Here is a 13,341-nt window from a genome sequence, read left to right as displayed (position 1 = left end):
CGGGCCGGATGTCCGCGACTCGGCCCGCCGGGGGTGGCCCGAACGGCCCTGTCGGGTACCCGGCCCGTCGGTGGAAGGTGGGTCGTACCGGGCCCGGCACACACGACATCCCGAACGCTGCCCAGAAACGGAAAGGAACGCCGATGTCCGTCGACACCCAGCAGGGACCCGCCCCATTGGAGGAGGAAGAGCTGAGGTCGCTGGACGCCCACTGGCGCGCCGCGAACTACCTGTCGGTCGGTCAGATCTACCTCATGGCCAACCCCCTGCTGACCGAGCCGCTGCGCCCCGAGCACGTCAAGCCGCGCCTGCTGGGCCACTGGGGCACGTCACCCGGGCTGAACCTGGTGCACACCCACCTCAACCGCGTCATCAAGGCCCGCGGACTGGACGCCCTGTGCATCTGGGGCCCAGGCCACGGTGGCCCGGCCGTACTGGCGAACTCGTGGCTGGAGGGGTCGTACACCGAAACCTATCCGGACATCACCAGGGACGCGGCCGGCATGGCCCGGCTCTTCAAGCAGTTCTCCTTCCCAGGAGGAGTGCCCAGTCATGTGGCCCCCGAGACGCCGGGCTCGATCCACGAAGGGGGAGAACTCGGCTACTCCCTGTCTCACGCTTACGGCGCCGCCTTCGACAACCCGGGCCTGCTGGTCGCCTGTGTGATCGGCGACGGTGAGGCGGAGACCGGGCCGCTGGCCGCCTCCTGGCACTCGAACAAGTTCCTCGATCCGGTGCGCGACGGCGCCGTGCTGCCGATCCTGCACCTGAACGGCTACAAGATCGCCAATCCGACCGTGCTGTCCCGGGTCCCGGAGGCGGAACTCGACGACCTGCTGGCCGGCTACGGCCACGACCCGATCCACGTCACCGGCAACGACCCGGCCGCCGTCCATCGCGCGATGGCCGCGGCGATGGACACCGCCATCGACCGTATCGCCGCGTTCCAGCGCGCCGCCCGCGAGGACGGGGTCACCGAGCGGCCCCGCTGGCCGGTGATCGTGTTGCGCACACCCAAGGGCTGGACCGGCCCGGCCGAGGTCGACGGCCTGCCGGTCGAGGGCACCTGGCGCGCCCACCAGGTCCCGCTGGCCGCCGTACGCGACAACCCCGAGCATCTGCGCCGGCTGGAGCAGTGGATGCGTTCCTACCGGCCGGAAGAGCTGTTCGACGAGAACGGCGCCCCGCGCACGGACGTGCTGGCCTGCATCCCGGAAGGAGCCCGCCGGCTCGGTGCCACCCCGCACGCCAACGGTGGTCTCCTGGTGCGCGAGCTGCCCCTGCCCCCGCTGGAGAAGTACGCCGTCGCCGTCGACAAGCACGGCGCCACCCTGCACGAACCCACTCGCGTCCTCGGCGACATGCTCGAGGACGTCATGCGGGCCACGACCGATCGCAGGGACTTCCGGCTCGTCGGCCCCGACGAGACCGCGTCCAACCGGCTCCAGGCGGTCTACTCCGCGAGCGGAAAGGCATGGCAGGCCGCAACCCTCCCGGTCGACGAACACCTCGACCCGCACGGCCGCGTGATGGAGATCCTGTCCGAACACACCTGTCAGGGCTGGCTGGAGGGTTACCTCCTCACCGGACGGCACGGTCTGTTCTCCTGCTACGAGGCGTTCGTGCACATCGTCGACTCGATGGTCAACCAGCACATCAAGTGGCTGCGCACCACCCGCCGCCTGCCGTGGCGCGCCCCCATCGCCTCCCTCAACTACTTGCTCACCTCCCACGTGTGGCGGCAGGACCACAACGGCTTCTCCCACCAGGACCCCGGCTTCGTCGACCACATCCTCAACAAGAGCCCCGAGGCGGTGCGGGTCTACTTCCCTCCGGACGCCAACACCCTGCTCTCGGTGGCCGACCACGCCCTGCGCAGCCGCGACTACGTCAACGTCGTCGTCGCCGGCAAGCAGCCCTGCTTCGACTGGCTGTCGATGGAGGAGGCCAAGGTCCACTGCGCGCGTGGCGCCGGCATCTGGGAGTGGGCCGGTACCGAGGACGGCACGCGGGAGCCCGACGTGGTGCTGGCATGCGCCGGGGACGTCCCCACCCAGGAAGTGCTGGCTGCGGCCCAGTTGCTGCGCCGGCATCTGCCCGGGCTGGCGGTGCGGGTGGTCAACGTCGTCGACATCGCCCGGCTGCTGCCGAGCGAGGAACACCCGCACGGCATGAGCGACTTCGAGTACGACGGCCTGTTCACCGCCGACAAGCCGGTCCTCTTCGCCTACCACGGCTACCCGTGGCTGATCCACCGCCTCGCCTACCGCCGGACCGGTCACCGCAACCTGCACGTGCGCGGCTACAAGGAGATCGGCACCACGACCACCCCGTTCGACATGGTCGTCCGCAACGACCTCGACCGCTACCGCCTGGTCATGGACGTCATCGACCGCGTCCCCGGCCTCGCGGTCCGCGCGGCGGCCGTGCGCCAGCACATGGAAGACACCCGGCAGCGCCACCACCTGTGGATCCGTGAGCACGGCATGGACCTGCCCGAGGTCGCCGACTGGACGTGGGACGGCTGAGCGGCCACCTCCCGGCTCCCAAGCGCCCCAGCCGGCCCAGCAGGCCCGTCGGGGCGCTTCCTTTCTCTCCTGTGCAGAAGAAGCCGAGCTTCTTCGGCGAGTACGACACCAGGAGGTTCTTCGTCTCCTTGTGGTACACGACCTCCCTCGGTTCTGACCTGCGGCAACGGGTGGAGTCGCTTGTTGCGAGCCGAGTCCGGTCCGCACCTGGTCCGGCTCTTGGTGTGGTGCCGGCGGAGGAGCTTCCCGCGGTACTTCATGGCACAGGTCGTAAGGCCCAGCGGCGAGCAGTCAGTTGCCGTGAACGTTCAGCTCGTCAGGATGCCGTGCAGGAGCAGGTCGATGAGCGGCGCCGCGAGGTCGGGGACCGGCACCGTGGACACCGAGCTGAGCACCCATCTCCGCGATGGCGTGCGGCAGGCCATCGAGCGTCAGATCCAGGGCATGGAACTGCTGCGCCCCGAGGACATCGCCGACACCGTGTCCTACATCGTCACCCGGGACCGCCGGGTCGCCGTCGACGAGGTCCTCGTACGAGCCGGCGAGCAGACCTGGTAGCAGTCGACGGACGGCCTGCATGACCGCCGGCTCCTGCATTACCGCTTCACGGGCTCCCGGGCCGACGGTCGCCGACCCCGGGATCCGCTTACACCCGAGGATGCCCTGAGGAGCAAGAGGTCGGAAGCCTCCACCATCAGCTTCACGAGGTCGAATTCTGGTACCGACACACCACGTACGACCGTCACTTCATGGAACGCTCAGCAGTCCCCATAGGGCCATGCGCCTCGACACACGCTGGCGAGGCCTCGCGGTCGCCGCACGAAGCGTCATGTCAGAGGCCGTCCCCGTCCTTCGCGCAATGCTGCAAGCCGGGCCATTTGCTCACCCATGCCGCGTGCTCCGGCCAACGGCGTGTGGACGTGCGGCCAGACGGAGCGCACGAGGGTGATGTGTCGTGCACCGCCGAGGGCCACCACCGGGTCAAGGCCCACGATGTCACGCACGGTTGCCTGTTCCAGAAGGACCTGGCTCGTTACCGCGTCGGCTGCGCCATGCGGTGTGTCGTACGGCTCGATGACGTCGTCGAGGTCGAGGAGCCCGTGGCGTGCGGAGAGAATGAGCAGCAGGTCAGGTTGCAGTGCGTCGGCCGCCTTGCGGCATGCCCGGTGGTAGGAGCCTACGTACATGTCTGCGGAGCGCGCGGGCGAGCCCAGTTTGCGGCTGCCGCACGGGATGACGACGAGTCGTGGCTTGAAGTAGTCGAGATGGTCGTTTGTGGTCATGTCTGTTGTCCTGCCTGTGCGTGTGATGTGAGCACTACTGGTCATGTGCGCGCCCGGCGCGTTCTGGTGGAGATCCGCCTCCGAGCGGTCGAGTCGGGGGGGCGATGGCGGAGTGGAATTTCGAGAAGCACAAGGTCATGCCGGATGACGGGCCTGAGGCGTCCACGGGAGGGAGCAGGGGCGGCAGCCGATGGAAGCTCAGACCCGGCAATGCCGCCCTCGCGCGAACAGCTGGCGCACACTCGGCCGCTTCGAGCGGGGCCCACTATGTCCCCTGACACGCAGCGGCAGCACCATTCCGCCAGGCCCGCCGCGGCCGCAGACTCTCGCTTTCGCCGCCGGCGGCACGTCAGACCACGCGCTCCTTGGCGCTGGTCCTGACCGTCGGAGTCTCGGCCGGTGTCGGGTGGATTCCGGCGAAGCCGAGGAACGCACCGAAGGCCGTCAGGCCGGCGGCGATGGCGAAGCTGAAGGCGTAACCGTGCGCGGCGGCGGTCACCGGGTCGGTGCCCGCACGCTGTAGCACGGCGGCGTGGCCGGTGCCCAGTGAGACCAGGGCAGCCAGGCCGATGGCGCTGCCGATCTGCATGGACGCATTGTTCATGCTGGTGGCGATGCCCGCGTCCTCACCGGTGGCGCCGTCCACTCCGGCGACAGTGGATCCGACGAGGACGAGGCCGCCTCCCAGCGGCACGAGGATCAGTCCGGGCAGTACGTCGGCCGCATAGGTGCCGTGGCTGCTCAGCCCGGCAAGGAGGATGTAGCCGACGGTGGTGACCGCAAGCCCTCCCCCGTTCAGGGCCCGCAGACCGAACCGGGGAAGGAGGCGTGGTGCCATCACGGTGGCGCTGAAGAGAATGACCAACCCGAACGGTACAAAGGCGAATCCGGTCTTCAGCGGGGAAAAGTGCAGTATGCGCTGGACATACAGGCTCAGCGAGAAGAAGAGGGTGGCGAAGCCGACGTAGTAGCAGATGCGAACGACGTTGGCGATGCTCCGGTTACGTGAGCGCAGGAATGCGAGAGGCACCAGGGGCTGGGCCACGTGGGCCTCCACCAGCACGAAAACGATCAAGCAGAGCACACCGATCCCGACGCAGCCCAGGACAGGGAACGAGAACCATGCGTGGCCGTCCTTCTCCAGGAGACCGAACACGACCAGGAGCAGACCGATGGTGATCGTCACGGCGCCGAGGACGTCAGGTCGACCGCGCTTGGTGGCCCGGCTTTCGGAGACGAGCTTGAAGGTGGCGAAAAACGCCACCGCGGCGATGGGCAGATTGATGAAGAATATCCAGCGCCAGGAGGCGATGGTGGTCATGACGCCCGAGAGCACGACGCCCAGGGCCACACCGACTCCGGCCAGGCCGCTCCAGATGGCCATGGCCCGTGCCCTTTCCTGCCGCTGTGTGAACAGCAGCGTCACCAGGGACAGTGCCGCTGGGCTGACGAGTGCCGCACCGACGCCCTGTACGAAGCGGCTGGCGATCAGTACACCGGCTTGCTGGGCCGCTCCGGCGCTTGCCGACGACAGCGCGAAGATCGCCAAGCCGGTCAGGAAGAGGCGTCTGCGGCCGAGCAGATCGCCCAGGCGCCCGCCGAGCATCAGCAGCCCACCGTAGGTGACGGTGTAGCCGTTGACGACCCATGCCAGGCCAGTGGTCGTGAAGCCGAGATCGTGCTGGATGGGGGGCAGCGCCACATTGACCACGGTCACATCGAGGAGCAGCATCACCTGCACCAGGCAGATGACCCCGAGCGCGCGCCACCTGCGCGGATCCGGTTCGGGAGTAGGACTGATCGCAGTCATCACTGATCGCCTTCTGTTTGGTCGGGCCGCCGCCGTGCCCCCGGACGCCGTCTTAGGAGGCGAGGGCGCGAGCCGGCCCGGCCCACGGGATTTCCTTAGGTGTTCAACTCGCAGGCGCCGGGTGCGCGTGGCCGCGGATAAGGACACCGAAGGCGCACATTCGGTCTTCGCTGCAGGATCGGTACCGGAGCGAGCCTGAAACGCCTTCGGGTGCCGCCGCCTCGTGGGAACGGCGTCGGCACCTGCGGTGTCCCGGGAGGGACGGAGGGGTCAGCCCTGCGCCCTCATCCCTCGGCGGTACCCCGGGTGCGCCCGATAGGGGCTGACACTCCACTCGCCCAGCATCCAGAAGCGCCCCAGGGGTACAAAGCAGTAGGACCTTCCCGCCGGTCATCCGTTCGACAGGGGGGAACAGTCATGCCGGGCCCGGAGGCCAGCGGTCCTCTTGCAGGACCGCGGAAAACATAACGGGGGGGGCATCCGGCCGACCGGCACTTCACCGTCCTGCGCATCGCGGGCCAGGCGCATGTATGGGTGAGCGAATGCGTCATCACCTACGACGGTGCGCCTTCGTACTCGGTGAGCGTCATGGAATTCGCCGACCAGCAGGTCGTCCACGAGACGCAGTACTTCGCCGCTCCTCTCGGCACGCCCGCGTGGCGGGCCGCGCTCGCGGAGCCGATGCCGGGGCGAACCATTGAGGATGTCTGATCGGCCTCGTCCGGCACGGCCGACGTGCCGGATCTCGGCGATTGCCCATGCGCGCCGGACACCTCCAGGGGATCAGGCAGGTTTGCCGTCGCCTGCGGTGTGCGTGGTGCGGAAGCGTGCTCGGTAGGCCCCCGGCGTGATGCCCAGGTTGCGCGTGAAGGCGCGGCGCAGCGACTCCGGTGACCCGAAGCCGGTGCGCCGGGCCACCGTGGCCATGGGGTCGTCGCTGTCCTCCAGCATCGCCTGGGCGGCTTCCATGCGGACCTGCTCGACGTAGCGGGCCGGGGTCGTGGTCATCTCGTCGTGGAACAGGCGTGTCATGTGGCGGGTGCTCACACCCGCCCGGCGTGCCATGGCGGCAAGGGTGTGTGGGGCAGACGGGTCCTCGGCGACCGCGTCCAGGACCCGGCGCAGCATCTCCTGTCTCGCGCGCGGGGTGTGGGTGCGGACACTGAACTGGGACTGGCCGCCCGGCCGCTGCATGAACACGACCATGTCCTTGGCCACAGCGCGGGCGACATCGGCGCCGAGGTGCTCCTCGACCAGGGCGAGCGAGAGATCGATGCCCGAGGTGACGCCTGCGGAGGTCATGATGTGGCCGTCGCGTACGAACAGGGCGTCCGCTTCCACGATCACCTGTGGGTAGCGCAGGGCGAGCTGGTCGGCGAAGCGCCAGTGCGTGGTCGCCTTGCGTCCGTCGAGCAGTCCGGCCGCGGCGAGGAGGAAGGCTCCGGTGCAGATGGACGCGGTGCGGCAGCTGCCTGCGTCGAGCGCCCTTATGGCGTCCAGCAGGGCGTCGTCCTTGATGAGGGAGGGCCACTCAGGACCCCCGGGGATGACGACCACATCGCTGGCCGCCTGTACCTGCGCGGCAGCGAGGTCGACGCGCAGACCGGTGCCGGCTGCGGTGACCACGTCGGCGCCGTCAGGGGAGACCGTGTGTACGCGGTAGCGGCCGCCGAATTCGTTGGCTGTCGTGAACACCTCGATCGGGCCGGTGACGTCGAGCAGCCGTACGCCGGGGAAGACCAGCACGCTCACCAGGAGCGGCTTCCTGCCTGACGGCCTGTCCTTCATCGTGCGCCTCCCGGACGGACTGGGGCCCACATCGGAGGACACCATCATCCGCCCGGCGATGCTCTGCCGCGCCCTTGCCGATTGTCGTCCGCGTCCCTGCGGCATGCTGCTGCCTTCCGTGGTGTGGAACGAGGCATCGGGCTTCGGCGCCTCGCCCGTGTTCAGCGGGCGTTTGCCGTCTCGTCATGGCCACAGGTGTGGCCACATCACGCTCGGACAAGGACATCGGGGCATCCGGCAACGGGCCTACGCGGTGCTCGATGTCCTGGTGTGAGGGCGTCATGGCGCGTGCTGTCCTGTGGCGGGAGCCGCGCTTCGCCATAGCGTCGAGGGCGCCAACGGGCCGACGGTCTCGGCCGCGTCCCTGAGCTGCTGGGTGTGGCCCGGCCAGTCGGCCGGCCCGTCACCGTGCCTGGTCGTGGACGGTGACGAATCCGACACCCCAAGAGAAGGCACTCCGCGCCGTGACACCCCACCCCAGTACCAGCCGAGCGGTCCCGTCCCAGGTCGGCCCGGCCCCGAGAGCGTCCGCGGTCCGCTCGGCCCCGAGATCATCCGTGCATGTGCGTGACCAGCCGGACGAGGGGGACGGCAGGGAGCGGGGCCGGCTCGGTCCCGGCTGGTTCGCGGCCGTCATGGGCAGCGGGATCGTGTCTGTCGCTGCGGCCACGCTGCCGCGTGGATTCCCCGGGCTCGGCGAGGCCGCCACGGTGGTCTGGGCGGGGACCGCGCTGCTGCTGATCGTGCTCGCCGTCAGCTATACAGGGCAGCGGACGCTGCGGGTGCATGCCGGTGATCCGGTACTGGCCCAGTTCTTCGGGGCGCCGCCGATGGCTCTGCTCACCGTCGGGGCCGGGACGCTGCTGCTCGGCCGGCGGCTGATCGGGGAGCGTGCGGCGGTCGATGCGGACTGGGTGCTGTGGTCGGCCGGTACCGTGCTGGGTCTTGCCACCGCCTGCATGGTGCCGTATCTGATGGTCACCCGGCACCGTTTCACGCCGGACGCGGCGTTCGGCGGCTGGCTGCTACCGGTGGTGCCGCCGCTGGTCTCCGCCGCGACAGGCGCGCTGCTCATCCCGCGGGCGCCGGCCGGGCAGGTGCGGCTGGCCCTGCTGCTGGGCTGCTACTCGATGCTCGGGCTCGGGCTGGTCGCGGTTCTGCTGGTGCTGGCCATGGTCTACACCCGCCTGGTGCATCATGACGCGCCCGGCGGTGCGGTGGTGCCCACGATGTGGATCGGCGTGGGGGCGCTGGATCAGGCGGTGACGGCGCTGGGGACGCTGGCCACGGCGGCGCCGAGCGCGCTCCCCGCCCCGTACGCGCGCGGGAGTGGTGTCGTAGCGCTCCTGGGTGGGCTCGGGATCTGGGGGTTCGCCCTGCTGTGGCTGGTACTGGCCACGGCGCTGACCGTACGGGAAATCCGCAGAGGGCTGCCCTTCGCAGCCACCTGGTGGTCCTTCATCTTCCCCCTTGGTGCCTGCGTCACCGGCACCAGCGCGCTCGCCGCCCGTACCGGCTCGCACCTGTTCGTCTGGATCGCCGTCGTCCTGTACGCCCTGCTCGTCGCCGCCTGGGCGGTCGTCGCCTGGCACTCCCTGCGCCATGCTGTCCGGCAGCGTGAGCGCGCCCGCCGCTGACAGGGCCCGTGCAACGCTCCGCATAACACGGACGCGTCGCGCGAACCCGGCTGTCTGCCGACGGGCAGCCGGGTTCGCGCCGCATCGCAACACGTGCCTATGGCAGCGCCCCGGGTGCCGTCGAAGCCGTGCTCTCCGGGCGGGCCGTCCGCCCCGCACCGGCGGATCCGTGCGCGGTCGTGGGGCGGGCCCGGAGTCTGGCGGTCACCATGGCGGCGTACACGACAGCCCAGAACACCACGGCGATCCAGACCTCCCAGCGGCCCACGCTCGTCATCCACGAGGTTGCGGTCGCGCGTCCCAGCTCATGCGTGGTGACCGCATACATGCCGACCGGGAAGACGAGGTTCCACCAGCCGAGCTCGTAGCGCAGCGGGATACGGGGCAGCGCGTGCCGCCAAACGCCCAGAGCCACCAGGAGCGGAATCAGCCAGCTTGAGAACGCCCACAGGACAACGGACGTCCCGATGACGAGCGGGCGCGACAACATCGTGGTGCCTGGATGGAGTGCGATCAGCCGGACTCCGGCGAGCGCGGCGATCGCCGCCGCCCCCATGAAGATCCATACGGACGTCATGAGGCCTTCCGGCTGCACCGGCCGGGCCAGCAGCCGGGCCAGGACCAGCGCGGCGGTCAGCAGGTACTGCGTCAGGCCGACGGCCCAGCACACCACCGCCAGGACGGCCAGTGCGTGTCCCGGGGTCACCCGGGCCGGCGATGCCGCCGCGACCGCCACCGACTCCGATCCCACCGACCACAGGAACCAGGTGCCGGCGGCGCCCGCATGCCGCCCTTCCCGAGCACCGACGTACCGCACCCGGTTCCCGGCCGCCCGGACACCGCGCGGCCGTCTCCGCCGCGGTGGCCAATCCGGGCCGCCAGGTGCCGGGCGAGTCCGCCCACGGTCGGTGCGTACGAGCGTCCGTCGTTGACGACGATCACCACCGGCCGGTCCGGTGCCGCCGCGATGTTGTTGAGGGCCTCCCAGGCCAGCCCGCCGGTGAGTGCTCCGTCGCCGACGACGGCGACGATGTGCCGGTCCGACTCTCCTGCGAGCTGTGCGGCCTTGGCCATGCCGTCGGCGTACGACAGGGCCACCGATGCGTGGGAGTGCTCGATGTGGTCGTGCGCGGACTCCTCCCGGCTCGGGTATCCGGAAAGCCCGCCACGCTGTCGCAGGCCGGAGAAGTCACCGGCCCGCCCCGTCACGATCTTGTGGACGTACGCCCGGTGCCCGACGTCCCACAGCAGCCGGTCGCGCGGGGAGTCGAAGACCCGGTGCAGCGCCAGGGTCAGTTGCACGACACCGGGGTTGGGCCCCAGATGGCCTCCCGTGGCCGCGACGTGGCGGACCAGGAAGTCGCGGATCTCCCCGGCCAGCCGGACCAGCTCTGGATGGCTCAGCCCCCTCAAGTCCGCGGGCTGGTTGATGCGCGCCAGCAGGCTCATGCCGCTGCTCCTCCTCGATGCTGCCGTGGTGCCGACGGATACGCGCGGTGGGCAGCCGATGCGCACCGCGCGAGCCGCTGATCACTGGAAGGCCGATGTCACGAGAGCCTTCTGCTCGACGCCGTGCCGGCGGGCCGAGCCGACCGCGGGCGCGGGCGCCTCGGGCCGGCTCACGCACTCCACAGCGCGCCGGGTCAGCCGGTGCAGACGCGGCGCGAGGAACGACCACGCACCCTGGTTCTCCGGCTCCTCCTGCACCCACCGCACGTCCGCGGCCGCGGGGAAGCGGGCGAGTTCCGCCGCGAGTTCCTCGTGGGGGAACGGGTAGAGGCGCTCCACGCGGACGATCGCCGTGTCGGTCGTGCCCGCGGCGTGCCGGTGGGCGTCGAGGTCGTAGAAGACCTTGCCCGAGCACAGCAGGACGCGCGAGACACGGGCCGGGTCCGTCGTGTCGTCCGGCAGGACCGGGCGAAAGCCGCCCTGGGTGAACTCGGCCAGGGCGGAGACGGCCGCCTTCGACCGCAGCATCGACTTCGGGGTGAAGACCACCAGTGGCCTGCGGCCGTCCAGCGCCTGCTGCCTGAGCAGATGGAAGTAGTTGCCCGGCAGGGAGGGCATGGCCACGGTCATGTTGTCCTGCGCGCACAGTTGCAGGAAGCGTTCGATCCGGGCGGAGGAGTGGTCCGGACCCTGGCCCTCCAGGCCGTGGGGCAGCAGCATGGTCACTGCGGAGCGCTGGCCCCACTTCTGCTCGGACGAGGCGATGTACTCGTCGACGACCGTCTGCGCGCCGTTGGCGAAGTCACCGAACTGGGCCTCCCACAGCACCAGGGCTTCCGGACGGGCCTGCGCATAGCCGTACTCGAAGGCCAGCGCCGCCAGTTCGGACAGCATCGAGTCGTACGGTGCGAAGCTCGCGGCCTGCGGGCTGAGGGAGTTCAGCGGCGTGTGCTCCGCGCCGGTGCGCCGGTCGGTCAGTACGGCGTGGCGCTGGCCGAAGGTGCCGCGCCGGGAGTCCTGTCCGGCCAGCCGTACCGGGACGCCCTCCAGCAGCAGCGAACCGATCGCCAGTGTCTCCGCGGTGGCCCAGTCGACGGTGCCGGTGTCGAGCGTCGCCGTACGCCGGTGGAGCTGCGGCAGGACACGCGGGTGCACGGTGAAGCCCTGCGGCAGGTCGGTCTGCGATGCGATGACCTGACGGGCTGTCGCCTCGTCGATCGCGGTCGCCGTGCGCTGGGTGGCCGCCTGTCCGGCGTCGGCGCAAGGAAGGTCTTCGGCCGGTGCGGGAGCGGGCAGCGCCCGGGTCTCGGCGAAGGCCCGTTCGAGGTGATCCTGGTAGTTGCGGCGGGCACTGTCCACCTGCCGCTCGCCGATGTCCCCGCGGCGTATGAGGGCCGCGGCGTACAGCGTGCGCACCGAAGCCTTGGCGGCGATGCGTTCGTACATCATCGGCTGCGTGATGGACGGGTCGTCGACCTCGCTGTGCCCGTGGCGCCGGTAGCAGACCAGATCGACTACGACGTCCTTGTGGAACGTCTGGCGGTAGTCGAAGGCCATCCGTGCGACGCGGTCGACGGCTTCCGGGTCGTCGCCGTTGACGTGGAAGATCGGGGCCTCCACCATCCGTGCCACATGGGTGGCGTACGTGCTCGAACGGCCGTTGGCGGGCAGGGTGGTGAAGCCGACCTGGTTGTTGACGACCACGTGGACCGTCCCGCCCGTGCGGTAGCCCGGCAGCTGCGACATGTTCAGGGTCTCGGCGACCACGCCCTGGCCGGCGAAGGCCGCGTCGCCGTGGAGGACGACCGGCAGTACGGGGAAGGGCTCGCCCTGGTCCCCGGCCAGGTCCTGCTTGGCGCGCACCACGCCCTGGGCCACCGGCCCCACGATCTCCAGGTGCGAGGGGTTCGCCACGACCGAGACGGCGATGGTGCCGCCGTCCAGGGCACGGTAGGTGCCCCCCGCGCCGAGGTGGTACTTCACGTCTCCCGAGCCCTGGACCGACCGGATGTCCACCGCGTCCTCGAACTCGCCGAATATCTGGCCGTAGGACTTGCCGATGATGTTGGCCAGGACGTTGAGCCGACCGCGGTGCGCCATCCCGATGACGGCTTCTTGGACACCGTCTTCGATGGCGCGGAGCAACAGGGCGTCGAGCAACACGATGGCCGACTCGCCGCCTTCGAGCGAGTACCGCTTCTGGCCCACGTACTTGGTCTGCAGGAACGTCTCGAAGGCCTCCGCGGCCCCCAACCGGTAGAGGATCCGCAGCTGTCCGGCACGGTCCGGGCGGCGCTGCGGGCCCTCGACGCGCTGCTGGATCCAGCGGCGTTCCCGGGCGTCCTGGATGTGCATGTACTCGAACCCGGCGGTGCGGCAGTAGAACTCCCGCAACGCGCCGATCACTTCGTCGAGTGTCATCGTGGCGCGCCCGGCGAACCCGTCCACGGCGAAGTCCTCCGCCCGGTCCGCGTCGTCAAGTCCGAACGCGGCGATGTCGAGCTCCGGATGTGCTGCGGCGGGCCGCGCCATGAGCGGGTCCGTTCCGGCCATCAGATGCCCGCGCACGCGATACGCGTGGATGAGCGCCGCGACCCGTACCGCCCTGAGCGCCGCCTCGTCGGTGCCCTTGTGGTGTTGGGCTGAGGCGGTCAGGGCGGCCGGGGACACCAGAGCGGCGAAGAAGTTCCTCCACGTCTGGTCGACCGAGCCGGGGTCGTGGAGGTAACGCCGTCGCTGCTCGTCCACGACCCATTCGTTGAGCCCGAAGTCCAGCCCGTGAGACGCTGCTCGAGCGGTGTCTGATTGCGACGCCATGGCGCGAACGCCTTCTTTCCTCTGTGAAG

At 70.0% G+C, this 13,341-nt stretch carries 9 protein-coding genes and 1 pseudogene; 4 read left to right on the top strand and 6 right to left on the bottom strand.

Annotation, left to right across the window (positions count from 1 at the left end):
* The first annotated feature begins 143 nt into the window (after window positions 1–143).
* Together LZ604_RS27880 and LZ604_RS27875 are read left to right on the top strand one after the other, a co-directional pair.
* A complete protein-coding gene (locus LZ604_RS27880; RefSeq protein ID WP_234518383.1) occupies window positions 144–2,528 on the top strand; it encodes a phosphoketolase family protein in 2,385 nt (794 codons plus the stop codon).
* Window positions 2,529–2,870: 342 nt separating this feature from the next.
* Window positions 2,871–3,086, top strand: a complete 216-nt coding sequence (locus LZ604_RS27875; protein ID WP_234518382.1) for a Rossmann-fold NAD(P)-binding domain-containing protein — start codon at window positions 2,871–2,873, stop codon at window positions 3,084–3,086.
* A 269-nt stretch (window positions 3,087–3,355) separates the two neighbouring features.
* Here LZ604_RS27875 and LZ604_RS27870 read toward each other — a convergent pair whose 3' ends face one another.
* Entirely contained in the window at window positions 3,356–3,811 is a 456-nt protein-coding gene (locus tag LZ604_RS27870) for a DUF6884 domain-containing protein (RefSeq protein WP_234518381.1), read from the bottom strand.
* Window positions 3,812–4,160: 349 nt separating this feature from the next.
* Complete coding sequence (locus LZ604_RS27865; protein ID WP_234518380.1) at window positions 4,161–5,621, bottom strand: MFS transporter; 1,461 nt, start codon at window positions 5,619–5,621, stop codon at window positions 4,161–4,163.
* A 534-nt stretch (window positions 5,622–6,155) separates the two neighbouring features.
* On the opposite strand from LZ604_RS27865, the gene LZ604_RS27860 reads away from it, so the two are divergent.
* Window positions 6,156–6,332, top strand: coding sequence for a hypothetical protein (locus LZ604_RS27860; RefSeq protein WP_234518379.1), 177 nt, complete (start codon window positions 6,156–6,158; stop codon window positions 6,330–6,332).
* A 72-nt stretch (window positions 6,333–6,404) separates the two neighbouring features.
* Here the strand turns inward: LZ604_RS27860 and LZ604_RS27855 are convergent, their stop codons facing one another.
* Window positions 6,405–7,409, bottom strand: a complete 1,005-nt coding sequence (locus LZ604_RS27855; RefSeq protein ID WP_234518378.1) for a GlxA family transcriptional regulator — start codon at window positions 7,407–7,409, stop codon at window positions 6,405–6,407.
* Window positions 7,410–7,972: 563 nt separating this feature from the next.
* On the opposite strand from LZ604_RS27855, the gene LZ604_RS27850 reads away from it, so the two are divergent.
* Complete coding sequence (locus LZ604_RS27850) at window positions 7,973–9,046, top strand: TDT family transporter (RefSeq protein ID WP_234518377.1); 1,074 nt, start codon at window positions 7,973–7,975, stop codon at window positions 9,044–9,046.
* 97 nt (window positions 9,047–9,143) lie between these two features.
* Here the strand turns inward: LZ604_RS27850 and LZ604_RS27845 are convergent, their stop codons facing one another.
* From LZ604_RS27845 to LZ604_RS27835, 3 genes and pseudogenes are all read right to left on the bottom strand, one after another.
* Window positions 9,144–9,782, bottom strand: coding sequence for an SLAC1 family transporter (locus LZ604_RS27845; protein ID WP_308283662.1), 639 nt, complete (start codon window positions 9,780–9,782; stop codon window positions 9,144–9,146).
* Between the two features lie 140 nt (window positions 9,783–9,922).
* A pseudogene (locus LZ604_RS27840) lies at window positions 9,923–10,495 on the bottom strand (1-deoxy-D-xylulose-5-phosphate synthase N-terminal domain-containing protein); the annotation flags it as partial.
* A gap of 81 nt (window positions 10,496–10,576) precedes the next feature.
* Window positions 10,577–13,312, bottom strand: coding sequence for a multifunctional oxoglutarate decarboxylase/oxoglutarate dehydrogenase thiamine pyrophosphate-binding subunit/dihydrolipoyllysine-residue succinyltransferase subunit (locus LZ604_RS27835; RefSeq protein WP_234518376.1), 2,736 nt, complete (start codon window positions 13,310–13,312; stop codon window positions 10,577–10,579).
* Between the last annotated feature and the right edge of the window lie 29 nt (window positions 13,313–13,341).

The sequence above is a fragment of the Streptomyces glomeratus genome (assembly GCF_021462825.1).
In the GTDB taxonomy this organism is placed as follows: Bacteria; Actinomycetota; Actinomycetes; order Streptomycetales; family Streptomycetaceae; genus Streptomyces; species Streptomyces glomeratus.
The sequence above is the reverse complement of the archived record's forward strand: the minus strand, read 5'-3'. Positions and strand labels throughout refer to the sequence as shown.